Annotated in this window: 30 protein-coding genes and 2 pseudogenes; 13 read left to right on the forward strand and 19 right to left on the reverse strand. The window is 62.4% G+C overall.

Going from position 1 to position 26,980, the window contains the following annotated elements:
- Window positions 1-262 precede the first annotated feature (262 nt).
- A complete protein-coding gene (tssH, locus tag LB536_RS05080; RefSeq protein WP_224590325.1) occupies window positions 263-3,100 on the forward strand; it encodes a type VI secretion system ATPase TssH in 2,838 nt (945 codons plus the stop codon).
- A 497-nt stretch (window positions 3,101-3,597) separates the two neighbouring features.
- On the opposite strand, the gene LB536_RS05085 is transcribed toward tssH, so the two are convergent.
- Window positions 3,598-4,659 carry a tyrosine-type recombinase/integrase gene (locus tag LB536_RS05085; RefSeq protein ID WP_224590326.1) on the reverse strand — a complete coding sequence of 354 codons (1,062 nt, stop codon included), beginning with the start codon at window positions 4,657-4,659 and terminating at the stop codon, window positions 3,598-3,600.
- A gap of 115 nt (window positions 4,660-4,774) precedes the next feature.
- On the opposite strand from LB536_RS05085, the gene dusA reads away from it, so the two are divergent.
- Window positions 4,775-5,773 (forward strand): tRNA dihydrouridine(20/20a) synthase DusA, encoded by a 999-nt coding sequence (gene dusA / locus LB536_RS05090; protein WP_224590327.1) that lies wholly within the window; start codon window positions 4,775-4,777, stop codon window positions 5,771-5,773.
- Window positions 5,774-5,878: 105 nt separating this feature from the next.
- Here the strand turns inward: dusA and LB536_RS05095 are convergent, their stop codons facing one another.
- Window positions 5,879-6,583: a TIGR02281 family clan AA aspartic protease gene (locus tag LB536_RS05095; RefSeq protein ID WP_224590328.1), complete on the reverse strand. Its 705-nt coding sequence runs from the start codon at window positions 6,581-6,583 to the stop codon at window positions 5,879-5,881.
- 9 nt (window positions 6,584-6,592) lie between these two features.
- A complete protein-coding gene (locus LB536_RS05100) occupies window positions 6,593-6,823 on the reverse strand; it encodes a DUF1289 domain-containing protein (RefSeq protein WP_224590329.1) in 231 nt (76 codons plus the stop codon).
- A 198-nt stretch (window positions 6,824-7,021) separates the two neighbouring features.
- Here LB536_RS05100 and LB536_RS05105 point away from each other — a divergent pair, with 198 nt between their 5' ends.
- Window positions 7,022-8,020, forward strand: coding sequence for a nicotinate-nucleotide--dimethylbenzimidazole phosphoribosyltransferase (locus tag LB536_RS05105; protein ID WP_224590330.1), 999 nt, complete (start codon window positions 7,022-7,024; stop codon window positions 8,018-8,020).
- A gap of 20 nt (window positions 8,021-8,040) precedes the next feature.
- On the opposite strand, the gene LB536_RS05110 is transcribed toward LB536_RS05105, so the two are convergent.
- Together LB536_RS05110 and LB536_RS05115 are read right to left on the reverse strand one after the other, a co-directional pair.
- On the reverse strand, window positions 8,041-8,568 hold the full coding sequence (locus LB536_RS05110; RefSeq protein ID WP_224590331.1) for a GNAT family N-acetyltransferase: 528 nt from the start codon (window positions 8,566-8,568) through the stop codon (window positions 8,041-8,043).
- A 52-nt stretch (window positions 8,569-8,620) separates the two neighbouring features.
- Window positions 8,621-10,141 (reverse strand): sensor histidine kinase, encoded by a 1,521-nt coding sequence (locus tag LB536_RS05115; RefSeq protein ID WP_224590332.1) that lies wholly within the window; start codon window positions 10,139-10,141, stop codon window positions 8,621-8,623.
- A 76-nt stretch (window positions 10,142-10,217) separates the two neighbouring features.
- Between LB536_RS05115 and LB536_RS05120 the strand changes: the two genes are divergently transcribed.
- From LB536_RS05120 to LB536_RS05135, 4 genes are all read left to right on the forward strand, one after another.
- Window positions 10,218-10,841, forward strand: a complete 624-nt coding sequence (locus LB536_RS05120; protein WP_224590333.1) for a thermonuclease family protein — start codon at window positions 10,218-10,220, stop codon at window positions 10,839-10,841.
- Between the two features lie 33 nt (window positions 10,842-10,874).
- Entirely contained in the window at window positions 10,875-11,486 is a 612-nt protein-coding gene (locus LB536_RS05125) for a glutathione S-transferase (protein ID WP_224590334.1), read from the forward strand.
- The gene (locus LB536_RS05130; RefSeq protein WP_224590335.1) at window positions 11,426-12,100 is read left to right on the forward strand and encodes a uracil-DNA glycosylase family protein; all 675 of its coding nucleotides are present in this window, start codon (window positions 11,426-11,428) and stop codon (window positions 12,098-12,100) included. The genes LB536_RS05125 and LB536_RS05130 overlap by 61 nt, the downstream gene beginning before the upstream one ends.
- 108 nt (window positions 12,101-12,208) lie before the next feature.
- Window positions 12,209-12,700, forward strand: a complete 492-nt coding sequence (locus tag LB536_RS05135) for an Lrp/AsnC family transcriptional regulator (RefSeq protein WP_006205209.1) — start codon at window positions 12,209-12,211, stop codon at window positions 12,698-12,700.
- Between the two features lie 9 nt (window positions 12,701-12,709).
- Here LB536_RS05135 and LB536_RS05140 read toward each other — a convergent pair whose 3' ends face one another.
- From LB536_RS05140 to moaA, 12 genes are all read right to left on the reverse strand, one after another.
- Window positions 12,710-13,273 (reverse strand): DUF3299 domain-containing protein, encoded by a 564-nt coding sequence (locus LB536_RS05140; protein WP_224590336.1) that lies wholly within the window; start codon window positions 13,271-13,273, stop codon window positions 12,710-12,712.
- A 45-nt stretch (window positions 13,274-13,318) separates the two neighbouring features.
- Window positions 13,319-13,522 carry a hypothetical protein gene (locus LB536_RS05145; protein WP_224590337.1) on the reverse strand — a complete coding sequence of 68 codons (204 nt, stop codon included), beginning with the start codon at window positions 13,520-13,522 and terminating at the stop codon, window positions 13,319-13,321.
- A gap of 6 nt (window positions 13,523-13,528) precedes the next feature.
- Entirely contained in the window at window positions 13,529-14,398 is an 870-nt protein-coding gene (locus tag LB536_RS05150) for an NAD(P)-dependent oxidoreductase (RefSeq protein ID WP_224590338.1), read from the reverse strand.
- Between the two features lie 126 nt (window positions 14,399-14,524).
- Window positions 14,525-15,349, reverse strand: a complete 825-nt coding sequence (locus tag LB536_RS05155) for an ABC transporter permease (RefSeq protein ID WP_140758711.1) — start codon at window positions 15,347-15,349, stop codon at window positions 14,525-14,527.
- Window positions 15,346-16,062, reverse strand: a complete 717-nt coding sequence (locus LB536_RS05160; RefSeq protein WP_127872456.1) for an ABC transporter permease — start codon at window positions 16,060-16,062, stop codon at window positions 15,346-15,348. Before LB536_RS05160 ends, LB536_RS05155 begins: the two co-directional genes overlap by 4 nt.
- 78 nt (window positions 16,063-16,140) lie before the next feature.
- The gene (locus LB536_RS05165) at window positions 16,141-16,926 is read right to left on the reverse strand and encodes an ABC transporter substrate-binding protein (protein ID WP_140758710.1); all 786 of its coding nucleotides are present in this window, start codon (window positions 16,924-16,926) and stop codon (window positions 16,141-16,143) included.
- A 158-nt stretch (window positions 16,927-17,084) separates the two neighbouring features.
- Window positions 17,085-17,594: a molybdopterin-guanine dinucleotide biosynthesis protein B gene (gene mobB / locus LB536_RS05170; RefSeq protein WP_140758709.1), complete on the reverse strand. Its 510-nt coding sequence runs from the start codon at window positions 17,592-17,594 to the stop codon at window positions 17,085-17,087.
- The gene (mobA, locus tag LB536_RS05175) at window positions 17,591-18,223 is read right to left on the reverse strand and encodes a molybdenum cofactor guanylyltransferase MobA (RefSeq protein ID WP_224590339.1); all 633 of its coding nucleotides are present in this window, start codon (window positions 18,221-18,223) and stop codon (window positions 17,591-17,593) included. Before mobA ends, mobB begins: the two co-directional genes overlap by 4 nt.
- A gap of 53 nt (window positions 18,224-18,276) precedes the next feature.
- Window positions 18,277-19,197 carry a DMT family transporter gene (locus LB536_RS05180; RefSeq protein WP_224590340.1) on the reverse strand — a complete coding sequence of 307 codons (921 nt, stop codon included), beginning with the start codon at window positions 19,195-19,197 and terminating at the stop codon, window positions 18,277-18,279.
- 179 nt (window positions 19,198-19,376) lie between these two features.
- Window positions 19,377-19,736: a hypothetical protein gene (locus LB536_RS05185; protein ID WP_224590341.1), complete on the reverse strand. Its 360-nt coding sequence runs from the start codon at window positions 19,734-19,736 to the stop codon at window positions 19,377-19,379.
- Between the two features lie 137 nt (window positions 19,737-19,873).
- A complete protein-coding gene (locus tag LB536_RS05190; protein WP_224590342.1) occupies window positions 19,874-20,326 on the reverse strand; it encodes a hypothetical protein in 453 nt (150 codons plus the stop codon).
- A gap of 76 nt (window positions 20,327-20,402) precedes the next feature.
- Window positions 20,403-21,398, reverse strand: coding sequence for a GTP 3',8-cyclase MoaA (gene moaA / locus LB536_RS05195; RefSeq protein WP_224590343.1), 996 nt, complete (start codon window positions 21,396-21,398; stop codon window positions 20,403-20,405).
- 191 nt (window positions 21,399-21,589) lie between these two features.
- Between moaA and LB536_RS05200 the strand changes: the two genes are divergently transcribed.
- Together LB536_RS05200 and LB536_RS05205 are read left to right on the forward strand one after the other, a co-directional pair.
- Window positions 21,590-21,943, forward strand: a complete 354-nt coding sequence (locus tag LB536_RS05200) for a gamma-butyrobetaine hydroxylase-like domain-containing protein (RefSeq protein ID WP_140758703.1) — start codon at window positions 21,590-21,592, stop codon at window positions 21,941-21,943.
- A 63-nt stretch (window positions 21,944-22,006) separates the two neighbouring features.
- Entirely contained in the window at window positions 22,007-22,618 is a 612-nt protein-coding gene (locus tag LB536_RS05205) for a pyridoxamine 5'-phosphate oxidase family protein (protein WP_224590344.1), read from the forward strand.
- A gap of 15 nt (window positions 22,619-22,633) precedes the next feature.
- Here LB536_RS05205 and LB536_RS05210 read toward each other — a convergent pair whose 3' ends face one another.
- On the reverse strand, window positions 22,634-23,086 hold the full coding sequence (locus LB536_RS05210; protein ID WP_140758701.1) for a MarR family winged helix-turn-helix transcriptional regulator: 453 nt from the start codon (window positions 23,084-23,086) through the stop codon (window positions 22,634-22,636).
- Window positions 23,087-23,133: 47 nt separating this feature from the next.
- Between LB536_RS05210 and LB536_RS05215 the strand changes: the two genes are divergently transcribed.
- Window positions 23,134-24,045: an alpha/beta hydrolase gene (locus LB536_RS05215; protein ID WP_224590345.1), complete on the forward strand. Its 912-nt coding sequence runs from the start codon at window positions 23,134-23,136 to the stop codon at window positions 24,043-24,045.
- Window positions 24,046-24,057: 12 nt separating this feature from the next.
- Here the strand turns inward: LB536_RS05215 and LB536_RS05220 are convergent, their stop codons facing one another.
- The gene (locus tag LB536_RS05220; RefSeq protein ID WP_224590366.1) at window positions 24,058-24,453 is read right to left on the reverse strand and encodes a rhodanese-like domain-containing protein; all 396 of its coding nucleotides are present in this window, start codon (window positions 24,451-24,453) and stop codon (window positions 24,058-24,060) included.
- 127 nt (window positions 24,454-24,580) lie between these two features.
- On the opposite strand from LB536_RS05220, the pseudogene LB536_RS05225 reads away from it, so the two are divergent.
- From LB536_RS05225 to LB536_RS05235, 3 genes and pseudogenes are all read left to right on the forward strand, one after another.
- A pseudogene (locus tag LB536_RS05225) lies at window positions 24,581-24,693 on the forward strand (SDR family oxidoreductase); the annotation flags it as partial.
- A 210-nt stretch (window positions 24,694-24,903) separates the two neighbouring features.
- Entirely contained in the window at window positions 24,904-26,781 is a 1,878-nt protein-coding gene (locus LB536_RS05230; protein ID WP_224590346.1) for a murein L,D-transpeptidase, read from the forward strand.
- 78 nt (window positions 26,782-26,859) lie between these two features.
- A pseudogene (locus LB536_RS05235) lies at window positions 26,860-26,980 on the forward strand (IS5/IS1182 family transposase); the annotation flags it as partial.

The raw sequence follows: 26,980 nt of genomic DNA on the forward strand, positions 1-26,980 counted from the left end.
TTGAGCACTTCCTCAAAAACTAACAGAAGCTGAATGCTGCAGTAGTCTTTCGACCAACCCATTGCGCGGTTGGCGGGCCGGGTATGTGAAATGGCTCGCGTGGTTCAGACCGCAATCCGGGTTTGTTGCAGGAGTTTGCAGGGCTTGTGTAACCACGAGGTGCCGCCTGAACCGGGTCGGAAGGCCTCCTTCGTCACACGGCTTTGTCAAGCAGCCGCTTCTATGGCAGGGTACGGTCAGCAGATCTCGGGGGCAGGTTCAAATGGAACAGCGCCGATCGTCGCAGAGTTTCAAGCGCAAGGAACTCGTTGCAAAGCTCAATCCCACGGGGGTGCGCGCCTTCAAGGCCGCGGCGGACACGGCCAAGCTGCGCGGCAACCCCTATGTCGAGCTCGTCCATTTCGTCCAGCAACTGGTGCTGTCCGAGCGCTCGGATGTGCAGATGATCGTTGCCGATGCCGGGCTGGATGTCAGCCGGTTGACGGCGGATATGACCCGCGCAATCGACAAGCTGCCCTACGGCGCGACCTCGGTGGAGGAATTTTCCGATCACATCTTCCATGCCATACAGGAAGGCTGGAGCTTGGCCACACTGGAATTCGGTGTCGATGAGGTGCGCAGCGCGCACATTCTTCTCGCCTGCCTGAAGATACCGGTGCTGGAAGGGCTGGTTTCGAAAATCAGCGCCGAATTCGACAAGATCGATGCGGATGGGGTCATTGCCCGCTTCGCCGAGGTCACTGAGGGCTCGCTCGAAGCCGGCTCACCTCCTGCCGTAGCTACGGCCGAAACACCGGTGAAACGCGGCCCGGGCGGGGATTCAGCACTCGCCAAATACGCCACCGACCTGACCCAGCGTGCCCGCGACGGCAAGATCGATCCGGTCGTCGGCCGCGATCCTGAAATCCGCCAGATTGTCGACATCCTGATGCGGCGCCGGCAGAACAACCCGATCCTGACCGGCGAGGCGGGCGTCGGCAAGACGGCGGTCGTCGAGGGCTTTGCCTTGCGCATCGCCCAGGGCGACGTGCCGCCGACGCTTCAGAATGTCAGCGTACGCATGCTCGATGTCGGGCTGATGCAGGCGGGCGCCAGCGTCAAGGGCGAGTTCGAAAAGCGGCTGAAGGCCGTCATCGAGGAGGTCCAGTCCTCAGAGACGCCGATCATCCTCTTCATCGACGAGGCGCATACGCTGATCGGCGCCGGCGGCGCGGCGGGAACCGGCGATGCGGCCAATCTCCTCAAGCCCGCGCTCGCGCGCGGCGAGCTTCGCACCATCGCCGCCACGACCTGGGCCGAATACAAGCAGCATATAGAGAAGGATCCGGCGCTGACCCGTCGGTTCCAGGTGGTCAAGATCGAAGAGCCTTCCGAAACGGTGGCCGTGCTGATGTTACGCGGTGTCGCCGGTGTTCTTGAGCAGCACCACAAGGTGCAGATCCTTGACGAGGCGATCGAGGCCTCGGTTTCGCTTTCGCACCGCTACATTCCGGCCAGGCAGCTGCCGGACAAGGCGGTCAGCCTCCTCGACACCGCCTGCGCCCGCGTTGCCGTCTCGCAGCATGCTACGCCGGCGGAGGTCGAGGACATTCTGCGCCGCCGCCAGGCGCTCGAGGTCGAGGAAGGCATCATCGTCCGCGAGGCAGCGATCGGCATCGAAGTGGCCGACAGACAGGCTCGCGTGGAGGCCGGGTTGGCGGAAACCGAGACCACGCTTGCGGCAGCGCAAGCGCGCTGGGATCGGGAAAAGGCGCTTGTCGCCGAGATACTCGACCTGCGCGCCAAACTCCGAGGCGAGGGCGTGCCACTCGACACGGTGGAGGGCGGGGAAGACGCTCCGGGTGAGGCCGTCGATGCGCCAGCTGCCACGGCGCATGAAAGCAAGGCGCCTGAGGCCAAGACTCCGCAACCCGAGACGGCCGAACCCAAGGGCTCGAAGACCAAGTCCACGAAAACAAAGGCGGCAAAGGTGGAGGCCGCTGCCGCACACGAGCCTGTTGCCGCGCCGGATTCCACTGCTGATCTGGCACGACTGCGCGAATTGATGGCGGAACTTGCCGAGGCTCAGGGCGAGACCCCGCTGATCCTGCCGTCGGTCGATCGCAATGCCGTGGCTGCCGTCGTCCAGGACTGGACCGGCATCCCGACGGGACGGATGCTGTCCAGCCAGACCGAGAAGGCGCTCAAGCTCGCTGCCACTTTGTCTGAGCGCGTTGTCGGTCAGGACCATGCGATGGAGATGATCGCGAGACGTGTGCAGACCAGCCGCGCCGGCCTCGGCGCACCGGAGAAACCGGTCGGCGTGTTCCTGCTTTGCGGCCCCTCCGGCGTCGGCAAGACCGAGACAGCCCTGGCGCTTGCCGAAACGCTCTATGGTGGCGAGCAGAACCTGATTTCGATCAACATGTCCGAATTCCAGGAGGCTCACACGGTCTCGACGCTGAAGGGCGCGCCGCCCGGTTATGTCGGCTATGGCAAGGGCGGCATCCTGACCGAGGCCGTGCGGCGCAAGCCTTATTCGGTAATCCTGCTCGACGAGGTCGAGAAGGCGCATCCGGACGTGCACGAGATCTTCTTCCAGGTCTTCGACAAGGGTATGATGGACGACAGCGAAGGCCGCCGGATCGACTTCAAGAATACGCTGATCCTGCTCACCTCGAATGTCGGCTCCCAGGTTATCATGGACCGCACGAAGAACGGCACCTTGCGCACCGGCATGGACGATCTAGACACCGCCTTGCGCGGTCCGCTGCTGAAAGTGTTTCCGGCCGCTTTCCTCGGCCGCGTGGTGACAATCCCTTACTATCCGCTCTCGGACGCGATGATAGAGGCGATCACCAGACACCAGTTCGACAAGGTAGCGCGGCGCCTCAAAGCAACAAACGATGCCGAGCTGGTGATCGGCGACGGTGTCATGGACATGGTCAAGGCGCGCTGCACCGAGATCGAATCCGGCGGGCGCATGATCGACGCAATTCTCACCAACACGCTCCTGCCCGAACTCAGCCGCGGCGTGCTCAATCGCTCGCTGGAGGGCAAGAAGATGACAAAAGTCACTGTCGGTGCCTCGTCGGAAGGATTTACCTACTCTTTCGAATAGTTTAGCCGTCACGCATTCGCTCGCCCACAAAGCGCGTTACGATGGCTGGACGCGGCTGCTTTCCTGCGCCGTACCCCGCGGCGTGACCGAGTTCACAGTCGAGGAACCAGCGTTGCTTTGTGTCGCGGCCTTGGGAGAGTGGACTTGCCGCATTCCCTGGGTTGTGAACTCCGAGCCGCGATGGCTCGCCGGTGCCATGCAAGCGCGCTAGGGCCTGGAGGGAGCATGACCTTGACGGGCGAGAGAACCTGCGGCACGCGAAAGGAACAACGGTGGCCGTGGCTAAGGAGGACCAGGAGCGCATCAACTGGATGGGACTGTGATCGCCAGAACGCCTGTGTGTGCATAGGCCTTGCGCAAAAAAGCCCGGGCGCGGGAAATCAGTTGGAAGGGATGGCGCGACTAAAGGGATTCGAAGTCCTGCCCCCAGATTTGTAGTCTGGTTTTAAGTTTTGGCTCACCACTGAAATCGATCGAACACGGTGGCGATCATCGCGCTAGGCAGCACGATTCGCCAGCACTGCGTGCAGAGCCTCGGGCTTAAGGTGCGTGTACCGTTTTAGCATTTTCCAGTCCTTGTGCCCCGTTACCAGAGCTACCTGTTCAATTGTGAATCCGGCCTCGAAAAGACGGCTCGTGCCTTCGTGACGCAAGTCATGAAAATGAAGGTCGTCGATGCTCAAGTCAGCACACCCCCGGTGGAAGGCGGTGCCGACTGACCTATGATTGAACGGGAAAATTCGATCATCGTCATTGCTGCGCTTTGTCCGCCGCTCTTCAACAATAGCCCACGCATCATAGCCAGTGGCCGCGAATAGCGGTATGCGCTGATTGTTGCCGTTCTTGTTCCGAGGGTCTTTCCTGTCGCGGATGAGAAGCATCCGCGTGCGAGATTCCAAATCGGACCAACGCACCTTGCAGATTTCTTCCTGGCGCATCGCGGTTGCGACGGCGAACCGTATGATCTGGCTAACCGGTGCAATCTGACGAGGGTTTGCATCGAAGTGACCGATGAGCCTGTCGAGTTCATCCTGCGTCGGGCGCCTGTCGCGCTGCTGGCCTTTCCCAACGAGGCCAAGCCTCTTCAGGGCGATACGCGCCAGATCAACCGGCTCGACCTTGACAGGTAAACCGTGAACAGCGGCTGCATGAGACAGGATAAGTTTCACAAAGCCGATGTCGATGCCGAGAGTCATCGGTCCGGCACCCTGGGCGGCCCGGTCGCGACCAAAACGAATGAGCCGTTCGCGATCGAGAGCCGCGATGTTGCACTTCCCCAGATGTCTTTGGAGCATATCGAGGGCAGCGGCCTTGGAGCGGCGAGGGGACTTGCCTACATCGCACATGTCGTCGATATGAAGGTCGATGAGATCGCCGAACGTTTTCAGGCGTGCTGTACGGGACTTGGTCGGCGTCTCGCCGCGGTCGACTTGGCGCTCGGTTTCGGTCGCCCAGCGCCGTGCGTCGTCTCGGCGCAGGAAGGTCTCGCTGACGTAGCGACCTTTGCGACGGACTTGGACACGCCAGGAACCGGATGAGAGTTTTGTGTAGGTGGCCATTTTTTCGTGTGCGCTCCGTGTGCACTGAGAGATCGAAACGTGGCGAAAAGGGTCGTATTCCGGCGTAAATTCGTGTGCACTCGGCAGGTTCTAACGATTTGATGTTAAAGAAATAATGCTGAAAAATCAAGATCATAGAGTGGCCGTGGCCCCGATGATGGACTGGACGGACCGGCATTGCCGGTTCTTCCATCGCCGGCTGACGGCACATGCGCTGCTTTACACCGAAATGGTTGTTGCCGACGCGGTCATCCATGGCGCGCGCGAGCGGCTGCTTGGCTTCGATGAGGTGGAACACCCCGTCGCCCTGCAACTTGGCGGCTCGGATCCCGAAAAACTTGCCGAAGCGGCGCGGATTGGCCAGGCTTTCGGTTATGACGAGATCAATCTCAATGTCGGCTGCCCGTCCGACCGCGTCCAGTCCGGCACGTTTGGCGCCTGCCTGATGAAAGTGCCCGACCTTGTCGCCGATTGCGTCGCCGCGATGAAAGCGGCGGTGACGGTGCCGGTCACGGTCAAATGCCGGATCGGGGTCGACGAACAGGATCCGGAGCCGGCGCTCGATGCGCTGGCGAATGGGGTTTTCGATGCCGGCGCCGATGCCTTGTGGGTGCATGCACGCAAGGCGTGGCTGGAAGGTCTGAGCCCCAAGGAAAACCGCGACATCCCGCCGCTCGACTATAACAGGGTCTATCGGCTGAAGGCTGGAAAACCGAACAAATTCATCGGCATCAATGGCGGTATTCAGTCGCTTGAAGAGGCGCGGGCGCATCTCGATCAGATCGACGGCGCCATGCTCGGCCGTGCCGCCTATCACACACCCGGCATTCTGGCTGGTGTTGACGCCGCCTTCTACGGAGCGCGGCCGGAAGCGTTCGATTTCGCGGCGCTGATCGATGCGATGGCGGACTACGCGGGGCGCCACATCGAACAGGGCGGGCGGCTCGGCCATGTCACCCGCCATATGGTCGGGCTGTTTCACGGGCTGCCCGGCGCGCGCCGCTACCGCCAGATTCTGTCCACCGACGCGACCCGGCCCGGAGCCGGGCCTGACGTGCTGAAGACGGCTTTCGCGGCTGTCGAATTCGGTGGAGCGGCCGCCGAAGCGGCCTGACCTTACAGCATGTCGCGGCGAATAGGATTCGCCTGACCTGCTGTAAGCTTCTGATTTTATGCATGTCGTTATCCCGGAACCGAGGACACTTCCGGGCGACATGCGTTAGTCCCTGAGGATCATACGGTCGCCGCGCACGTCGAAGCCCGACAGCGAACCGATGAAGTTCATGCCGAGCAGGCTTTGGCTCAGCATGCCGGGAGCGGCGACCATCACCGACATATCCTTGCGCACGATGCCGCCGATCGCCACCTCGTCGGTCTTGACCGCAGCGGCGCGCGCCATGCCGTTGGCTGTCGAAACCGGTATTGTGTAGTTGAGCGCCGCCGGATTGAAGCCGGCAGCTTGCGCGTCTTCCGAAGTCAGGACCGTGCTGGTCGCGCCGGTGTCGACAACGGCCCGCACCGGATTGCCATTGACCAGGATGCGCGCCTCGAAGTGACCGTTGTCGGCCTTGTCGAGGGTCACGGTGGCGTGGCCGTCTTCGACGCCGAGCGCCAGCGGGCTGCCGGGAACGAGCCCCGCGGTCACCCGGCTGGCGACGTCCTGCAGTTCGTAGCGATATTGATAACCGGCGATCAGCGCGAGCACGATGGCAGCCCAGGTGCCGAGGTTGCGGGCCACCACTCCTAGCGGAGCCGACCGCAGCAAGCCGGCGCCGATAAGGGCACCGAAAGCCCCAAGCCAGATCAACCGGCCAAAATCGTAATTCTCGACACCGAGCGTGCTGCCGGCGGAATCGTTGAGCATGAGAAGCGCTGCCCCCACACCGATCACCGCCATCACAGTCCAGAATAGCCGGCTGCTCATCCGTCCTCGCTAGGGTGCGTCGCGTTCGCGCGCCATGCGGGTGCGGCGCGTTTCCCGGCGCGGCCGGCGCTCGACGGTTTCCAGCCGGGCCGGCAGTTCGGCCATCACGCTGCGGCGTATCTCCGGCGTCATCCCCATCCAGGCGCCGATCTCCTCGCGCGTGCGGCCGCAACCGAAGCAGAATCCGGTTTTCATATCGATCGAACAGACCAGGATGCAGGGAGATTCGATGGCCGTCATGACTTTCTCTCGAGGGACCCGGTCCGGAATCCGCTCTTCCACCTCCACATGGTGCAACGGCAAAGCCAATGCAAGCCCTCGCGATAGCGCCCTCCGTGGCCGCCTTTGCGGCAAATCAGGACAGACGATCGAGGAGGTTGTGCCGATCGCGCAAGGCAGCTATGCCGCTCCTCTGATCCAGGAACGATTGTTCGCAACATGACAAACGCACTGCCTTTCGACGATTTCCGCAACCTGCTGGACAATTTGCCGGCAGCCGACCTCAAAGCCGAGGCACGCGTGCGCACGCTGTTCGCCAAGGCCGACAAGCCGGAGAATTCGCTTGGTCGCGTCGAGGACATCGCCGCGTGGCTCGCGGGATGGAGCGGTCGCGCTCCGCCTGCCGTGACTAGGCCCTTGATGGCTGTCTTTGCCGGCAACCATGGCGTTGTCAGGCATGGCATTTCGCCGAGGCCCGTGGCGGCGACCGCCAACGCCGTCGAGCTTTGCGCCGCCGGCGGTGCGGCGATCAACCAGATCTGCATTGCCAACGACCTCGGTCTGAAGGTGTTCGATCTTGCCCTGCACATCCCGACCGGCGACATCACCGAGGAAGCCGCGCTCGATGAGCGCGGTTGCGCCGCCACCATGGCCTTCGGCATGGAGGCGATAGCCGGCGGCATCGACCTGCTTTGCCTCGGCGATCTCGGCGTCGGCAACTCCACCGTGGCCGCCGCGCTGTTCGCCGCGCTGTTCGGGGGCAGGGGTGCCGACTGGGTTGGCCCGGGATCCGGCGCCGATGCGGCGATGCAGGTCCGCAAGGCGGAAATGGTCGATGCGGCGCTGGCGCTTCACGGCCACCATCTCGAAGACCCGCTAGAGGTGCTGCGCCGGGTCGGCGGCCGCGAGTTCGCGGCGATAGCCGGTGCAATCCTTGCCGCGCGGATGCAGCAGATACCGGTACTGCTCGATGGCTTCGCGGCAACGGCGGCCGCGGCGGTGCTGCATGCGGCGAATTCCGCAGTGTTGGACCATTGTCTTCTCGCCAGCCTGTCGCCCGAGCCCGCGCATGCAAGGGCCGCCGAGCACCTCGGGCTGCGTCCGCTGCTCGACCTGGGCATCGGCCACGGCGAAGGTGCGGGAGCAGCCCTGGCAGCCGGACTGGTCAAGGCCGCGGCATTGACCAGTTCAGGCATGGCGGCGGCTGTGCGGGGCTAGAATCTCCCGGTCCTCGCGCGTCAACGCCGGATATTTGGAATGCGGTAGACGACCGAGGTATATTTCGAATTCGAGCGTGTCTCGACTATTGATCCACCAAGGCCTTCCGCGATCCTTCTGCTCGCCACGTTTTCTTCTGCGACTGGATACTCGAAGCAATCCGGATTGAATTCCTCGGACGCCCATGCCGCCATGGCGGCAACGGCCTCACGGCCGATGCCGTTTCCATGTACGTCCTCCCTTAGCCAAATTCCGATCTCGGGACAGGCAGTCCTGGCCGCGTGGAGGCCGACAAGCCCGAGACAGCGACCGTCCGTCAACGAACGCACGACGAAATGCAAATCCGATCCGTCAAGGATCGGCGCAAGCCAGGATCGCCATATCTCTTCAAAAGCCGTTGGTGATCGAGGTGGTTCCCACTGCATGAAACGGGTTATCGCGGGAGTGATGGCGGCAAAGACGTCCGCTGCATCGTCGGCCGTAAACAGCTTCAGGCGAAGCCGCTCCGATTTGATTTCGAGGCCGCTGGCATCCCACTCCGTCGTCATTGCGGTCTGCGTACCTTCTTCCAGTCCGTGTCGACGTAGGTTTGCAGCGGCGTTACCGCCGCCGCGCGGCCACCGCAGCGGTCGGCAGCGCCGGCAGTTCTTCCATCACCCTGCTCAGCGGGAAGATGGCGATCGCCTCGGTGCCCTCGCGCAGCTTGGAATGAAGCTCGAACTCACCGCCATGCATGGCGAGCAGCCCTTGCACGATCGGCAGGCCAAGCCCGGTGCCTTGCTCGGCGCTCTTGATGGCGATCGAACCCTGGCCGAAGGCTGAAAGCACGACCGGAATCTCGTCCTCGGGAATGCCGGGGCCGTTGTCCTTGATCGAAATGTACTGGCCGCCACCCGCCGTCCAGCCGACCCGGACGCGGATTTCGCCGCCGGTGGCGGTGAACTTGATGGCGTTGGACAGAAGGTTGAGCGCGATCTGGCGCACGGCGCGCTCGTCGGCGAACAGCCGCGGCAATGTCTGTTCGAAATCCTGAACGACGCGGATATCCTTGTTGCGTGCTTTCAGCTCCATCATGTGGCAGCAATCCTCGACGATGTTGAGCAACATCACCGGCTCCTCGTTGAGCTGGTATCGGCCTGCCTCGATGCGCGACAGGTCGAGGATTTCGTTGATCAGGTCGAGCAGGTGCTGGCCGGAATCATGCACGTCATGGGCGTAGTCGCGATAGGTGGGATTGCTCATCGGCCCCAGCACCTCGTTCGCCATCACCTCGGAAAAGCCGAGAATGGCGTTGAGCGGCGTGCGCAATTCATGGCTCATCGAAGCGAGGAAACGCGATTTTGCCAGGTTGGCGTCCTCGGCTCGCCGCCGCGCCTCGTCCGACATCGATTTCGCCGTCTCAAGCTCCACCACCAACGCGTCCCGTTCGGAGCGGAACGACAGCATCATCACCGACGAACGGTTGAGGTTGCGCGCCACATAGGCAAAGAAAGGCAGGGAGACGACCAGCAGCCCCGCCATGACCGCCTCGACCGGCATCCATAAGCTCACCCCCGTGTAGGCAAAGAGCGCCACGGGGATAGCAAAAGTGGCCAGCAGGGCGCCGCTCAGCGACGATGCCATGACTGCGGTCGCCGCCATGGCGACCAGGAGGACCACGGCTTTGACCACCTGGAACTGGTCGACCTGACATGTGTCGCAGCCCAGCCAGACGAACCAGGCCCAACCGAGACCGCACAGAAAATGGCCTACCAGGAATTCCCTTCGCGTTTGCAAGGGGTTGAGCTCGGAAGCTTCAGTACGCTCGATGCGCCGCGCCATGAAAGCGACTATTGTATAGCAGGTGAGCGTAAACAACGCCCAGAGCCCGATCTCATTGCCGACACCGGCCAGACGGCCGGCCACGGCGATCGCCAGGACGAGCAGCGGGATGATCACGGCGCCGCTTGTCATGGCCTGGGCGTGGAGCTTCAGCAGCTCGCGGTCGAAATCGGGATTGCCCGCCTGCTGCGAAAGACGGTCGCGCGTCTTGCGCACCGCGCGCGCGACATCGGTGTTGCGATGCCGTTTCCTGCGGTCCACAATGAACTTGTCCGCTGTGTTCGAGCGTTGCAAGGGCATCAAAAGCTTCAATTTATGCGCGCAGCGATTTCAAGGTGTTAAGCTACGTTCGAATGATTAACCAACCGTTTGCCATATGAGCCGTTCCTGGTCGCCGAGGTCGCGCCCGCGGTACGCTGCACCGCGCCCGAGAAGCCTGTGGCGCAAGCTGCTGGACTACGGGCTGGCCGCCATCATCCTGGGGCTGCTGATCCTGCTTGCGGCGCGTCTCGATCGGGTGGAGACACGCAAGACGCGAGGTAGCGCCTTCATCAATGATGGCGATTCGATCACGCTCGGCACCGAGCGCATCCGCATGCGCGGCATCGACGCTCCGGAATACACCCAGACCTGCCGCAAGAACGGCGCCGATTATGCCTGTGGCACGCTGGCGCGGCAGTCACTGGTGCGCCTGATCGCCGGCAGGCCGGTCACCTGCAGCGGCTGGCAGCGCGATCGCTATGGCCGGTTGCTTGGCGACTGCAAGGCCGGCGGCACCGACCTCAACCGCGCCCAGGTCGAGGCCGGCTGGGCCGTCGCCTATGGCGACTTCGAAGGCGAGGAAGCGACCGCGCGCGCGGCAAGGGTTGGCATCTGGGCGGGTACGTTCGACCAGCCGCAGGACTGGCGCGACAGCCACCACGGCGATGTCGTGGAGCGAAAACATGGCACGCTGGCGTCGATCGGCGACGCGGCGCGCGAGATATTTCGCTTCTGGTGAAGCGTTTCCGGCCGAAGGAAAAGGAGGATCGAAATGAAGCTGTTCGACGGCGGTCGTGCGCCCAACCCGCGGCGGGTTCGCGTTTTCCTCGCCGAGAAGGGGATCACGGTTCCGTTGGTGCCCGTCGACATGGGCGCGCTGGAACACAAGCAGCAGTCGGTCAGTTCGCGCAATCCGCTGCAGCGCCTGCCGGTTCTCGAACTCGATGATGGCACCATCCTCACCGAATCCGTCGCCATCTGCCGCTATTTCGAGGAGCTTTATCCCGAGCCGGCATTGTTCGGGCGCGGCGCGCTTGGCAAGGCGCAGGTCGAGATGTGGCAGAGGCGGATGGAGTTCAACCTGCTCAACAGCGTCGCGCAGGCTTTCCGTCACATCCATCCGGCCATGAAGGAATGGGAAATCCCGCAGATTCCCGAATGGGGCGAGGCCAACAAGCCGAAGGCGCTGGAGTTTCTCAGGCTGCTGGACGCTGAACTGGGCAGCCGCGAATTCGCCGCCGGCGACAGCTATTCGATTGCCGACATCACCGGCCTGATCGCGATCGACTTCATGAAGCCGGCACGCATCAAGGTGCCGGAGGAATGCACCAATGTGCTGCGTTGGCATCACGCCGTCTCCAGCCGGCCGAGTGCCGCCGCTTGAGCGTCGAACTGGACAGGCTCGCCGCGATGGTTCGCGCTTGCCGCATCTGCGTCGACAATCCCATCGGCAAGCCGCTGCCCCACGAGCCGCGTCCGGTGCTGCGACCATCCTCCAGCGCCCGCATACTGATCGCCAGCCAGGCCCCGGGAACCAAGGTGCATCTGTCGGGCATGCCCTTCACGGATGCGTCCGGCGACCGCCTGCGCAACTGGCTCGGTGTGACCAGCGACGAATTCTACGACATCGAGAAATTCGCCATCGTGCCGATGGGCTTCTGCTTTCCCGGACAGAATGCCAAGGGCAGCGACCTGCCGCCGAGGCGTGAATGCGCCCCGGCCTGGCGCGCGCCCTTGATGGCGTCGATGCCGCAGATCGACCTGGTACTGACGATCGGCATCTATGCGCAAACCTGGCACATGGGCGCGGCGCGCCGCGCCTCGCTGACGGAAACGGTGATGAACTGGCGCGCCATCTGGGAGAATTCTGTCGGCCCCAAAGTGCTGCCACTGCCACATCCATCCTGGCGCAACACTGGCTGGTTGAAGCAGAATCCATGGTTTGAAACGGATTTGCTGCCTTTCCTGCGGTCGGAAATCCGCTCTCGCCTCGGTTAGGCATTCAGCAAGAAATCACTCGCTTTCGACGCGGATCGCAGAATTTCTTTCTTGTGAACGGCCCAAATAAAAGGGAATATAGCGAAACTATTCCACCAGGAGCCTCCGATGGACCGCCTTGACCGAAAAATTCTCCGCCTTCTGCAGGAGGACGCGACGCTCGCGGTCGCCGACGTTGCCAAGAAAGTCGGCCTGTCGACCACACCGTGCTGGCGGCGCATCCAGAAGCTGGAGGAGGAGGGCGTCATCAAGCGGCGCGTCGCCATTCTCGACCACGAAAAGGTCAATGTGCGTGTGACCGTCTTCGTGTCGATCCGCACCAATTCGCACAGCCATGAATGGCTGCGCCGGTTCTCCGAGGTCATCCAGGAATTTCCCGAGGTGGTCGAATTCTACCGCATGAGCGGCGACGTCGATTACCTCTTGCGCGTCGTGGTGCCCGACATCGCCGCCTACGACGCCTTCTACAAACGGCTGATCGCCAAGATCGAGATCCGTGACGTGTCGTCGTCCTTCGCCATGGAGCAGATCAAGTACACGACCGAAATCCCGCTCGACTACATGGTGCTGGACAAGGAGTCGGGCGCGAACGCCGCCTGATCCCGCCGGTCAATTTTTCTTCTTGTTGAGGAAACTCCAGGGCGAGTTCACCGACAATATGACGGAGTCCGGAACCGTGTCGACGCCCACGACATCGGCCTTGCGCACGGTATAACCGGACTGGATGACGCTGGCGCCGTCGAGAATGAACAGCTGGCTTTTCTCCATGTCCGGCTTCAGGGCACCGGTAATGGCGACCGGCTGGTAGGCTTCCGACATCTTGTAGGGACGGGCAGGCGTGACCAGCACGATCTGGTTGGGAGGCGGCGTCGGCATGTGGCTGCAAGCACCCGTCCACGGCACCAGCAGGAACTGATAGACGAGGTCGCCGTCGCGGTCGACCGGCAATGCATAGCCGGCTAATTGTATCGTTTTGTCCTGCAGGGCAACCGACAGCGTCTCGCCATGATCCGGCAGTTTCGCCGCGATCATCGGCAGACCGGCGTCTTCGGCAACTGCCTGGGTTGCCGGACGCAGGTCCTTCCAGAAAATGTGCGTGGTCTCGGCCGAAGCACCTGCGGTGGAGAGAGCAAGCGCGGCCGCGAGCGCCAGGATCGAAGTGAAATGGTTCATGGCCGGGTCCTTTGCGGACAAGTAGAGACGCCGCTGTCGGTGGCGTCAATGCTCGAGCCACATCACATGTCGGCGAGAACCGGCCGCAGCACCCCTCGCCCTGTCAGATTTTTCTGGCGACGAGGCGTTCGTGCCGAGCGCGGTGTTGATGCCGAACCGCGCCATGCCGGTGCGGTTTTCCATGGTTCCGATCGAACGCAGATGGGCGACGATATCCTGCGCGGTCCAATTCGGAGCGGGCAGGGACATCGGCGCCTACTTCTCCAGCCGGGCCAGCAACGAGGACGTGTCCCAGCGTTTACCGCCCATCGCCTGCACGTCCTTGTAGAACTGGTCGACAAGCGCGGTCACGGGCAATCTGGCGCCATTGCGGTCGGCTTCCGCCAGGCAGATGCCGAGATCCTTGCGCATCCAGTCGACGGCGAAACCGAAATCATATTTTCCGGCGTTCATGGTCTTGTGCCGGTTTTCCATCTGCCAGGAGCCGGCGGCACCCTTGGAAATCACCTCGATCACCTTTTCGATGTCGAGCCCGGCCTTCTTGCCGAAATGGATGCCTTCCGACAGTCCCTGCACCAGTCCGGCGATGCAGATCTGGTTGATCATCTTGGTGAGCTGGCCGGCACCAGCCGACCCCATCAGCCCGACCATACGGGCATAGGCGTCGATGACTGGCCTGGCCCTGTCGAACGCAGCCTCGTCGCCACCGACCATGACGGTCAGCACGCCGTTCTCGGCGCCGGCCTGGCCACCGGAAACCGGCGCGTCGAGAAATGAGAACCCGCCCGATTGCGCGGCTTGCGCCAGTTCGCGCGCGACTTCGGCCGAAGCCGTGGTGTTGTCGATGAAGACCGAACCCTTCTTCATCGATTTGAAGGCGCCGTCCCGGCCTGTCGTCACCGAGCGCAAATCATCGTCATTGCCGACACAGGAAAAGACGAAATCCTTGCCCTCGGCGGCCTGGGCCGGCGTCGGGGCAAAGTTGCCGCCATGTTGAGCGACCCATTGTTCGGCTTTGGCGCTTGTGCGGTTGTAGACGGTGACGTCGTGGCCGCCCTTGTTCTTCAGGTGTCCGGCCATGGGATAGCCCATGACGCCAAGACCGAGAAATGCCACCGATGCCATGCCTTGTCCTTCCGACGGAAATAGAGATTTCAGCTGCGGAAGCTCTAGGCCATGCGACGAATTCGTCAAGGCGCGCACCGCCGCATCGACTGGCACAGGCCGATCAGGAACGGTTCGGGGATGCCTTCAGCGATGCAGATGGATGGTGATCCGTCGCTCGATCCATTCGACGCCGTGGCGCAGGATCTCGACCATCACCAGATAGACGATGGCGACCCAGACATAGGCCTGAAAATCGAAGGATTTGGCGTAGGCGAGCTTCGCGTTGCCCATGAGGTCATAGACGGTGATGATGGCGACGATCGCCGAAGCCTTGATCATCAGAACCAGTTCGTTGCCGTAGGGGCGCAAAGCCACGATGAACGCCTGTGGCAGGACAACCTTGCGCAGCGTCTGCAGCTTGTGAAGGCCGAGCGAGGCGGCTCCTTCCCATTGGCCCCTGGGCACGCTTTCAATGGCGCCGCGCAGGATCTCGGCCTGATAGGCGGCGGTGTTGAGCGCAAAGGCGAAGACGCCGCAGTTGAAGGCCTCGCGGAAGAACCACCATAGCCCGACGGACTCGAGCTGCAGCCGGAAAGAACCCAAGCCATAGTAGACGAGGTAGACCTGGACCAGCAGTGGTGTGCCGCGGAAGAAATAGACGTAGCAGTAGGCAAGGCCGGACAGGAACCGGTTCTTCGACATGCGGCCATAGGTGACGGGCAGCGAAAAGATCGCACCGGCAACCATCGAAATCGCGACGAGAGACAGCGTGGTCCAGAGTCCCTGCAGATAGGCAGGCGCATATCTGGCAAAGAACTCGCCGTTCCAGGCATAGACGAGATAGGCGAGGATACCGAGGCCGAAGAGAATCCAGAGGCCGACGAGCGCGTAACCGACGATACGGGTGCGCGGCCAGCCGCGAGCCTGCGGTGGCGGTCGGTCAACTGAAATAGCTTGGCTGACGCTCATCGTGCCTCTCTCCGCCCCAGCGAGCGCAAGATGAACCCGGTCGCGATCGATGACAGGATCGCCAGAGCGAGGAAAACCAGCGCGGCCACGCTGTAGAACAGGAAGGCGTGTTTCGTGACACGCGCGGCCACGCCGGCGTTGCGCAAGGTTTCGGCGAGGTTGACGACCGAGACCAAGGCGGTGTCCTTGAGCAGGCTGAGCCAGCAATTCTCGAGGCCGGGAAAGGCGATGCGCAGCAGCTGAGGCAGGATTACCTTGCGCATGGTCAGCCACGTCGACAGGCCGATCGCGTAGCCGCCTTCATACTGGCCCTTCGGAATGGCGCGAAAGGCGGAAAGAAACACCTCGCTGGCATAGGAAGAAAAGATCAGCGACAGCACGATCATGCCGGCGATGAAGCTGTCGACGTCGATCGTCGCCTCGGGCTTGAAGAGGCGGATGACGTATTGCAGCAGGATGGGCATGCCGAAGAAGAACAGGAACAGCGTCACCAGTTCCGGCAGGCCGCGAAACACGGTGGTGTAGATGTTGGCGGCCACCCGCAGCGACGGTTCTTCGGACTGCTTGGCCCAGGCGACGAAAAAGCCGATCGTCAAGCCGATCGGCAGCGTTGCAAGCGCAAGCGCGATGGTGACCAACGCGCCATATGCAATATCGTCACTCCAGCCCTCCGGTCCCCAACTGAGCAGTGTCCATATGCTTTGGGCTGGCATTGACTGGTCTTATCCCCACGGCTCTCCCGAGATGAATAAGGCGACAGGGGATCCCCCTGCCGCCTTGGCAATAGACTATCAGGACTCGGCGCCGTAGACGTCGAACTTGAAGTACTTGTCGTTGATTTCCTTGTATTTTCCGTTGGCGCGGATCGCGTCGATGGCGGAATTCAGCTTGTTGACCAGGTCGGTCTCGCCCTTTCGAACGGCGATGCCGGCCCCAGGCCCAAAAATTTCGACCGGTTGCGGCGAGGGCTGACCGAGGATCTTGCAGCAGGCGCCGTCAGGCGAATCGAGCCACTGCTGCAGCACGACGATATCGTCCTCGATGGCATCGAGGCGGCCGTTGGCGAGATCAGCCTGTTCCTCGGGGCTGCTCGGATAGCCCTTGACGGTGCTGTCGGTATAGGTCTTCGAGGCATAGTTGAAATGGGTGGTCGTGGTGGCGACACCGATACTCTTGCCGGCAAGGTCTTCCTTGGTCACGCCCTTGAGCGGCGAATCCTTCGGCACGGCGATTGCAGACGGCGTGTTGTAGTATTTGTGCGAGAAGTCGACCTTCTCCTTCCTCTCCGGCGTGATCGACATCGAGGCGACGATCGCGTCGAACTTGCCGGCCTGAAGTGCGGGAATGATGCCGTCCCAGTCCTGGGCGACGAAGGTGCACTTGACCTTCATTTCATCGCAAAGCGCCTTGGCGATGTCGATGTCGAAACCGACAAGCTGGCCATCGGCGGTGAGGTTGTTGAATGGGGGGTAGGCGCCTTCGGTACCGATCCTCAGGGTCTTTTCCTGGGCCTGGGCTACGCCGAGCGTCAGCAGCGCAGCCGATGCGGCGAGCGCGATACGCAGTGCAATACGCATGATAGTCCTCTCTTTATGGTCCCGGCCGTCGTTCCGAAACGGCTCTGTGGGGCGGTGCTTTTGACCGCCCGCTGGGCCGATACTCCCACTCTTTCCAAGAAAAAAGCAACTGCAAAACCGTCAAAATCGGCAATGGGATACTGCCGTTACGTTACAGCTCAAGCAACGAGTCCGGTCGTGCGCTCGATGAAGTCGGCTATGGATTCTGCGTCGTCGAGGTCGAACACCGGCAGGCTCTCGTCGGTGACGGCGAAATCCGCGGCGACAGCGACAATATTGGGATCAGCCGCTGAAAGCGGCGTCCGGTCCTTCGCTTCCAGCCGCCTCGTTTCGATCTTGCGGTGGGGTTCGCGCTTATAGCCTTCGACCAGCACGATGTCGCACGGGGCGAGCCGCGAGAGGATGGCGTCCAGCGGCGGCTCTTGCTCGCCGCGCAACTCGTGCATCAACGCCCAGCGATTGCCCGATACGATCGCAACCTCGGTTGCGCCGGCCTGCCGATGGCGGAAGCTGTCGGCGCCCGGCTTGTCGATGTCGAAATCATGATGGGCATGTTTGACCGTCGAGACCTTCCAGCCGCGCCGCACAAGCTCCGCGACCAGCTTTTCCGTCAGTGTGGTCTTGCCGGAGTTTTTCCAGCCGGTGATGCCGAAGATGCGTCTGTTCATGGCGTCATGCTCTGCAACAGGTGTTCGGCATGGGCAAGATCGTCCGGCACATTGATGTTGACGAAAGGATCGATTGGTTGTCCGGCGGACTGCAGGAGCGGGAATTCGACCTCGACGTAACCGTGCCGCTCGATGAAGGCCGAAACCCGCTTGTTGTCCTCATCGACGAGGAAATGCCGCAAGGCTTCGCGGCATCCGCTCGGCCAGAGTGCGAAGGTCTGGTGCCGCCTGCCTGCCGAGAAAGCGACGGCGATCGAACCGGGGCGTTCGCCGGCTGCCGCCGCCAGACGATCGACGAGATCAAGCGGTAGGAAAGGCGTGTCGCCGGCAGCGGTGACGATCGCCTTGCAAGGGGTGGCGGCAGCGGCCCATTCCAGGCCGGTGAGGATTCCGGCAAGTGGTCCGGCAAAACCTTCGACGGTATCGGCCAGCACCGGCAGCCCGAAACGGGCAAACCGTGCCGGGTCGCCGTTGGCGCTAAGCGCCAGGGTCTCGAACTGGCGGCCAAACCGCGACAGGACCTGGTCGAGCACGCAGCCGCTGCCGAGCGGCAACAGGCTTTTGTCGCCACCGCCCATCCGTCTCGACTGGCCACCGGCCAGAATGATCCCCGCGATATCCCGCTTCATGCCATCCAGCCTGTACGCCAGCCGCGGGAAATCGCAAGCAACTTCAAGGGCGGCTAGAGTCCGTCCGGTGCCATGGACGGCCCGGTGCTTTCGGCGACGATCCTTCGTCGGCCGAGCACCCGCTCGCGATAGAGCGCATAAAGGCCCGAGCCGACGACGATAGTCGCGCCGGCGATCATCGGCATGTCCGGGATGTCGCCGAAGACGATCAAGCCAAGCAGAATCGACCAGAGGAGCGCCGTATAGCGGAACGGCGCGATGAAAGAGATCTCGCCCGAACGCATCGCCATGATGATGAATTGGTAGCCGATCAGCACCAGCACCGCAGCCAGCGCCAGCAGCGCCGTGCTTTTGCCGGTCATCGGCGTCCAGCCACCCATCGGCGTCAACAGAATGGCGCCGACGACGGTCATGGCAAGCGCGGTGGCGGTCGAGACCAGCATCGTCGGGATGGTCTTGGGAATGCGCTTGGTGGCGAGGTCCCGCACCGTGCAGCACGCGACGGATGCCAGCGCCACCAGCGAATAGACGCTGAAGCCCTCGAAACCCGGCCGCACGATGATCATAACCCCGACAAAGCCGATAGCGATCGCCAACCAGCGCCGCCAGCCGACCGCTTCGCCGAAAAACAGCGCCGCGCCCATCGTCACCGCCAGCGGCAGCGCTTGCAAGACAGCCGAAACGCTGCCGATCGGCAAATGCGCGAGCGCGACCAAGAAGGACACTGTAGCGCCCGCTTCACCCAGCACACGGATCGCCACCAGCGGCTGCAGCATCAGGCGAGGCTGGACAAGCGCGCCGCGTTGCCAGGCCAGCAGCCCGACAAAAAGCGAAGCGAACGCCCCCCTGATCAGCATGACCTGCGCCATGTTCATCGACTGGGAAGAGTATTTGGTAATGGCGTCGTTGAGCGTGAAGCCAACCATGGCTACCACCATGAACAACGCACCGCGAAGATTTGGGGAAAGGGGCAAGACACCTACCGGTTGCTTTGGCAGGCAAGCCTGTAACAGCCCGCCATGAAACAGCAACGGCAAAGGGCTGGGCCAGGACCGGATATCCATCTTCGCCGACGCGAAATCATCCCGGATCAAGCACGAATTCTGTCGGAGGGCGGCGTCGCCTCCCGACATTGGTGCAGACGAGGCGTCGTCTACTTCTTGGGGGTCAGCACCTCGGTGCCATTCCCTTCCTTGCCGGCGATGGTCCACAGACCATGCAACGACCCGTCATCCTCGACCTTGTAGACGACGAGGCCGATATCCTTGCCCATTGCGTAGCCGGCGGAGAATGCGTTGTCGTTACGCATGCAGATGCCATCCGACGATGAGCCGCCCGTCTCCCAGTGGATCGCGCAGGTGGTCCCGCTGGTCAGCGTGATGGTGGCTTCGCCGTCATAGGACGAACCGTCGAAATTGGTGCCGGCGACGGTGTAGGTGCCGCCGATCGACTGGGCAGCCGCGGGCAGGGCGGCCAGGCCGAGCAAAGCGAAGGAAAGAAGGAGTTTGCGCATGATGTAATCCCCCGAGAAAGCGATGAACCGCTAGGCAAGGGAGGCTAGGCGGGAAACCGCTACCAGTAAATCTGATGGACATTCGCGGACAAAGATTTGTTTGCGGTGTGGCTAAAATGCTCGCGGCCCACCCCGGCTCATGGCCCCTTGAGGCTGCCCGCGATGGCGCCGACAAGCGGGTCATATTTCGATTTCAGCGCCTGCGGATAATCGACCCAGACCGTGCGGATGACGCCATCCCTGCCAAACAGGCGCCGCTCATAAAAGATCTTTCCATCCTTCACACCCGACAACACCGCCCAGTCCTTGCCGGCCTTGCTGTAGGTGATTTCGTAGCCCGGCTCATTGCTCGCCTTTTCGCCGGCAATGAATCCCTTCGGCGTGTCGTCATCGACATTGAACATGCCGGAGCATGTCAGGCTGGCGCCGTCCGCGCTCAGCCACACCTGGCCGTCGCCATTTTCAGGTTCAGGCTGGCGATCGGTGAAAATATCGTCGGGAAAGGTGCAGACGGTGCCGAAGCGATCGTTCACGTAGGTGGACTGCGCCGCAAACGCGGCGCTCGCCGAGACCACGGCGAGAAATGTCACGATTGAAAAAAGCCACCGCATGTCAGCCCCGAAGCCGATGATTGCGGGACAATTCTCGCACAGACAGACGAGAAGGTCAGCCGCCCGTGACACTCATATGCCGTGACACCGACGGACGACTGGTGCGGCGGTCGATGATGAAGTCATGGCCTTTCGGCTTGCGGCCGATGGCTTCGTCTATTGCGTCGGCGACAAGTTCGTTGCCTTCGGACGCGCGCAGCGGCGCGCGCAGATCGGCCGCATCCTCCTGGCCAAGGCACATATAGAGCGTGCCCGTGCAGGTCAGCCTGACCCGGTTGCAGCTTTCGCAGAAATTATGCGTCATCGGCGTGATGAAGCCGAGTTTTCCATCGGTCTCGGCGACATGGACATAGCGGGCCGGGCCGCCGGTCTTGAACGGGATGTCGGTCAGCGTGAACTGGCGCTCGAGCGAAGCGCGCAGCAACGACAGTGGCAGATACTGGTCGGTGCGGTCGGCGTCGATCTCGCCCATCGGCATGGTCTCGATGACGGTCAGGTCCATGCCCCGGCCGTGCGCCCAACGCATCATCTCGGGCAGTTCGGCGTCGTTGAAATCCTTCAACGCCACCGCATTGAGCTTGACTTTCAGTCCTGCCGCCTGCGCCGCGTCGATGCCGGCCATGACCTTGTCGAGATGACCCCACCGGGTGATGGCGTGGAACTTGTCGGCATCGAGCGTATCGAGCGAAACATTGATGCGTTTGACGCCGCAATCGGCGAGCTCGGCGGCGAAGCGCGAAAGCTGCGAGCCGTTGGTGGTCAGCGTCAGTTCTTCCAGCGCGCCGCTTTCGAGGTGACGCGAAAGCTGGCGCACCAAGTGCATGATGTTCTTGCGCACCAGCGGCTCACCGCCAGTGAGGCGCAACCGTTTCACACCCTTCTCGATGAAGACGGTGCAGAGCCGGTCGAGTTCTTCCAGCGAAAGCAGGTCCTTCTTGGGCAGGAAGGCCATATCCTCGGCCATGCAATAGGTGCAGCGGAAATCGCAGCGGTCGGTAACCGACACTCTGAGATAGCTGATCGTGCGACCGAAGGGGTCGATCATGTTCATGTTCGAGCGTTTCCGTGGCCGTTAGCTGCGTCGTTATATACGGCTATGTGATACGATCCAGCCCGCCATTCAAGATAGCTTGCCTCGATCTTTGGTAACATTCCCCGACCGACATTGCGCGTCGGACACCGTCGACGCCTTTGCGTACGGGGCGAAGCAGCGTAGGGAAGGGCATTCAGACAGGATCGACCATGACAGCGCCAAAGGAACTGAGGGTCTCCAGGGACCGCAAGCTGCTCACCGTGACGTTTCCGGGCCATCAGCCGTTCGAGCTGCCGGCGGAATTGCTGCGCGTGGCGTCGCCTTCCGCGGAAGTACAGGGCCATTCGCCGGAACAGAGGGTGACGGTCCCCGGCAAACGCGATGTGGCCATCCTGAAGATCGAGCCGGTCGGCAATTACGCCGTGCGCATCACATTCGACGATTTCCATGACACCGGCATCTTCACCTGGAATTACCTGCACACGCTTGGCCACGAGAAGGACGCACGCTGGAGCGTCTATCTCGCGGAACTCGCCGAGAAAGGCTTGAGCCGCGATCGTTAGCCGCCGTTGCGTCGTCAAAACGTCATCGATCGGGAGTAGGCGCGGCGGATCGGGAGACGGAAAATGTCGGTCATCACCACAGTCGAACAACTCGAAGCCCTTTACGGGTTGCCCGGCGAAGCCTCCGTGGTCAAGGAACTCGACCATGTCATCCCCGAATACGCCGCCTTTATCGAAGCCTCGCCCTTCGTCGCACTAGCGACCAGCGGTCCGGAGGGGCTGGACTGTTCGCCGCGCGGCGATCTTGCGGGCTTCGTGCGTATCGTCGATGCGAAAACGCTGATGATGCCGGACCGGCGCGGCAACAACCGTGCCGATTCGTTGAAGAACATCATCCGCGCCCCGCGCGTCGGCCTGCTGTTCCTGGTGCCGGGCTCCGGCACGACGCTGCGCATCAACGGCCGGGCGCATATTACGACCGACACCGCGCTTTGCGCATCATTCACTATCGAGGGCAAACCAGCGCGCTCGGTGACCGTCATCGATGTCGATTCGGTCTATTTCCAGTGCGCCCGGGCGATCGTGCGGTCGGAACTGTGGAACCCGGCCAGACATGTCGATCCGAAGTCGCTGCCGACACCTGGAAAGATCCTGGAAATCACCAGCCGCAAGAATATCGACGGCGAAACCTACGACAGGGAATGGCCGGAGCGGGCGAAGAAGTCGATGTGGTGATCAACTGAAAGGCGATCACGCCTCGTTCAGCACCTCATAGATCTTGCGCATCTGCTCGCCGATCATGTCGCATTGCTCCGGCGTCGACTGGCTCATCGCCTTCTCGATCAGCGCCATATGCACTTTCAGCGCCTGCATCAGCAGCGCCTCGCCGGCTTCGGTCAGCGTAAGCCGCAAGATGCGCTTGTCCTTTTCATCGCCTTCGCGCCGCAGCAGGCCACGTGTCTCGAGCTGCGGCAACAGCATGGTGATGTTGGAGCGGCCGACGAGCAGCTTGCGGGCAAGGTCGTGCTGCGACATGCCGGGATGGCGGTAAAGGTTCATCAGCACGTCGAGCTGCGCCGGCTTCAGGTCGAGCGGCGCGAGTTTCACCGCCAGCGTGCGCTCCAGCACATGGCAGGCGCGCGCCACCGCGACCCAGTTGCGAAAACGGGGGTTGTCCCAGGGTAGCTCTTGTTTATTGTTCATCTTTGAACTATTATGTTCATGCTTGAACGTATGGATGGATTCTGACTATGGCATCATTCGGGCTGAAGGTCATCCGAGGTGTGTTCGGTGCGGCCGAACATGTCGCGCCGCGCATCACCGGGCGCGCGGCTTTCGAATTGTTCTGCCGTACGCCGAGCACCAGGACGCTGACCGACGGCGAGCGCCGCGCCATCGACCGCGCCGCGGAATTCATGGCCGAGGCGCGGCATCACCGGCTGAAGACCGCGACCGGCTGCGTCATGGTGCATGAATTCCGGCCCGAACCGGGCCGCGAGCCGGCCGGCGCCGTTCTCGTCATTCATGGCTGGCGTTCGCGTACCGAATATATGCGCGTGCTGATCGAAGGTTTTCGCGCCGCCGGCCATAGGGTCGTCTCGCTCGATCTTCCCGGTCATGGTCATTCGCAGGGCAGGCACCTGAACATGGTCAACGCTGTCGAAGCCGCAAGAGTGGCCGGCCAATGGTTCGGGCCGTTCGTGGCCGCCGTGGGCCATTCCTTCGGCGGCGCCGTTGCCGCCAATGCCATCGCCGGCTCCGTCAAGGGCATCCCGCCGCTGGCGGCCGCGCGTCTTGTGCTGATCGCGGCGCCAAGCTCGCTGCCGGCAATCTTCGCCGACTTCAGCCGCATGCTCAATGTCGGCCCCCGCTCGCAGGTCGCCATGGCCGACCGTGTCGAACATCTCTCCGGCCGGCCGCTGCATGAATTCACCGGCGACCGCCAGCTCGCCCAGGCGCCCGTGCCGACGCTCGTCATTCACGCCCCTGACGACCGTGAGGTGCCGGCTGAACATGCACGACGCTATGCCGGCGCCGGCGACCATGTGCGGCTGCACTGGGCCGATGGGCTCGGCCATCGCCGCATTCTGGCCGACAAGGGCGTGGTCGAGCGCGCCGTCGGCTTCGTGACCACGCAGCGCGGGCCGTCGCTGCTCCACTGAGCGGCATTCAGGCTATTTCTTCTTTTCCCCAGGCTCTACGGGCAATCCCGCTGCCTTCCAGGCCGTGTAGCCGCCGAGAATGTGCTTGACCGGCGAAAGCCCCATGTCTTGCGCCGTCTTGGTGGCCAAGGCCGACCGCCAGCCGCCGGCACAGAAGAAGACGAAGCTTTTTCCGGAAGCGAAGAAGGACTTGTGGTAGGGGCTTTCGGGATCGATCCAGAACTCCAACATGCCACGAGTGACATGCTTGGCGCCGGGAATTCCGCCATCGCGTTCGATCTCTCGAGGATCTCGCAGATCGACGAAAATGGTATCTTCATCTTCAAGCAGTCCTGCCGCTTCCCCGGGCGAAACCACTTCGATCTCGGCATTGGCCTCATCCAGCAGCTCGCGATATCCTTTTTTCACGTCGTCCCTCCCGGCCGCAGGTTTTTTGCTGGCAAGGCGGATTTCGAGCACAACGAACGGTGTTTGTCACGCCTCGACGCTGCCGGCCATGGTCTTCCAGGCGGTCATTGCCCCGGCCACCGTCGACCCGCGATTCGGCAATACGGAGGATATCGCCGCGTGGTTGCCTGGCTCTCCGGACCGGAGGGCCGTTTCGTCACCGGAGCCGCGCTGACCATCGACGGCGGCGCAAACGCCTGATTTCCACGGGTCCTCCGGGCTGGAGCGGAAACGCCCCCGCTCCAGCCGTCACGATGTTGTGAAACCGTTCTGCAACAGGCCCGCCGAAATTTATGAAAGCTTAACGAAATCGGTATGAATCGGTATAGTCGCGCCTTACATCCGCCATGCGGTGAGCGGGACGGTTTAGCGTGCGGAACGGGAACCGGTTGCGACCGGAGCGGGTGATCCATGAAATTCCTCGGTAAAAAAGCAACCGTGATGCCGCTTGTGGCGATTACGGCGACGCTGGCTTTCGGCATGCCTCAGGCAGGAGCGCAAGGGCTTTTCGACATGCTGTTCGGCGGCGGCATCAGGCATGAGCCGAAGGGTGAGTTTCCACCTCCTCCGCCAAAGTACAAACCGAAGGCGCCGGCCGGCGGCGGCGTGAGGATCAGCGGTCCGTCCTACTATACCTACAAGGCCGACAAGCTCGTGCGCGTCGACTTCTCGACGCTGTCCGCAGCGCCCCAACCGGCGACGCCGCAGGACGCCGCGTTCGTTCCTTCGGCCACCGGTGCTGCCTTCCACGAAGCCATTGCCGGCCTCAGCGACTACGAACTCTATGCCGAGCCCGACATCGCCAAGGCGCTGATCGCCTATTACTCGGCCAATCCGGATTTCATCTGGGTGAGCGGAACCAGCCCCAACAACCGTGCGCAAGATGCCGTGCGGGTGCTTGGCGAGGCTGCCAGCTACGGCCTCACGCCTGCCGACTACACGGTCGACGTGCCAGCCGTCAGTTCGACCTCGACAGACGACGCAACCAAGTTGAAGGAACTCGTCCGTTTCGAGATGGCGCTGTCGGCACGTGTCCTGCGTTACGCCCATGACGCCCAGAGCGGCCGTGTCGAGCCCAATCGCATGACCGGCTACTACGATTTCCCGGCCAAGCCGCTCGACATGGTGGGCGTGCTGAAGACACTTGCGCATACACAGGAAGTTCGCACCTATCTCGAATCGCGCCATCCGCAGAATGCGGAGTACCAGGCGCTGCGCGTCGAGCTGGAATCGCTGCAGGCGAGCGCCGAGAACGAGATCGTCGTCGATCCCAAGCTGCTGCTGAAGCCGGGCGAAACCAGCCCCGAACTGCCGAAGCTGCTGTCGCTGATAGCGCGCAATCTCGACGACGAGATGGGCGGCACCTATGGCGAGGTGCTGTCGCGGCTGGCAACCAGCGAAGTCTATGTTCCCGAACTGGTCCCGCTCATCAAGGCGGTGCAGCAGAAGGAAGGCATGAAGGGTGACGGCGTCATCGGACCGCGCACCGTCGCCTCACTGGCCGGGACGTCGAAGGCCGACAGGCTGCTCAAGGTTCAGGTGGCGCTGGAAGAGTTGCGCTGGCTGCCTTCCGACCTCGGCAGCCCGCGTGTTTTCATCAACCAGCCGGCCTTCACCGCAAGCTACATCGACGATGGCCAGGAAAAGCTGAAGACGCGCGCAGTGGTCGGCCGGGTCACCAACCAGACGGCCTTCTTCTACGACCAGATCAAGCAGGTCGATTTCCACCCCTATTGGGGCGTGCCGCAGTCGATCATCGTCAACGAAATGCTGCCGAGGTTGCGCAGCGATCCAGGCTATCTCGACCGGGCCGGCTACGAGGTGACGGATTCGCGCGGCAAGCACATCCCTTCGTCGGCGGTGAATTGGGGCGCGTATGGCGCCAACATTCCCTACAATGTGCGCCAGCAGCCGAGCGAGGCCAATGCGCTGGGAGAATTGAAGATCCTGTTCCCCAACAAGCATGCGATCTACATGCACGACACGCCGCAGAAATCGTTCTTCAAGCAGGACATGCGCGCGCTCAGCCATGGCTGCGTGCGCCTGCAGGATCCGCGTGGCATGGCGGCGGCGGTGCTCGGCACCTCCGTCGATTATATCGCGGAGAAGCTGAAGCACGGACACTCGACCGAGGATGTGACCCGCAAGATCCCGGTCTATGTCGCCTATTTCACCGCCTGGCCCGACATGTCCGGCAAGGTCGAGTATTTCAGCGACGTCTACGACCGCGACTCGCGGCTGAAGCAGGCCATGGACGCAACCGAGGCGGTTCGCTCACCCTCGAGCTAGGACGTAGTGACGATTTAACGGGTTGGGATTCCCAAGGAAGCGCAAATCAGATTCAACGCTGATTTTTGGAGGTCAGCGATGGACTGCGATGCGCTTCGGGACGATCAGTGGGAACGGATCAGGGGCTTTGTGCCTGGCGGTACGAAGGGCAAGCGCGGCCCGCGCACCGACAACCGGAAGTTCCTCGATGCCCTGCTGT

Origin of the sequence: Mesorhizobium sp. ES1-3 (assembly GCF_020164795.1) — a bacterium.
GTDB lineage: Bacteria > Pseudomonadota > Alphaproteobacteria > Rhizobiales > Rhizobiaceae > Mesorhizobium.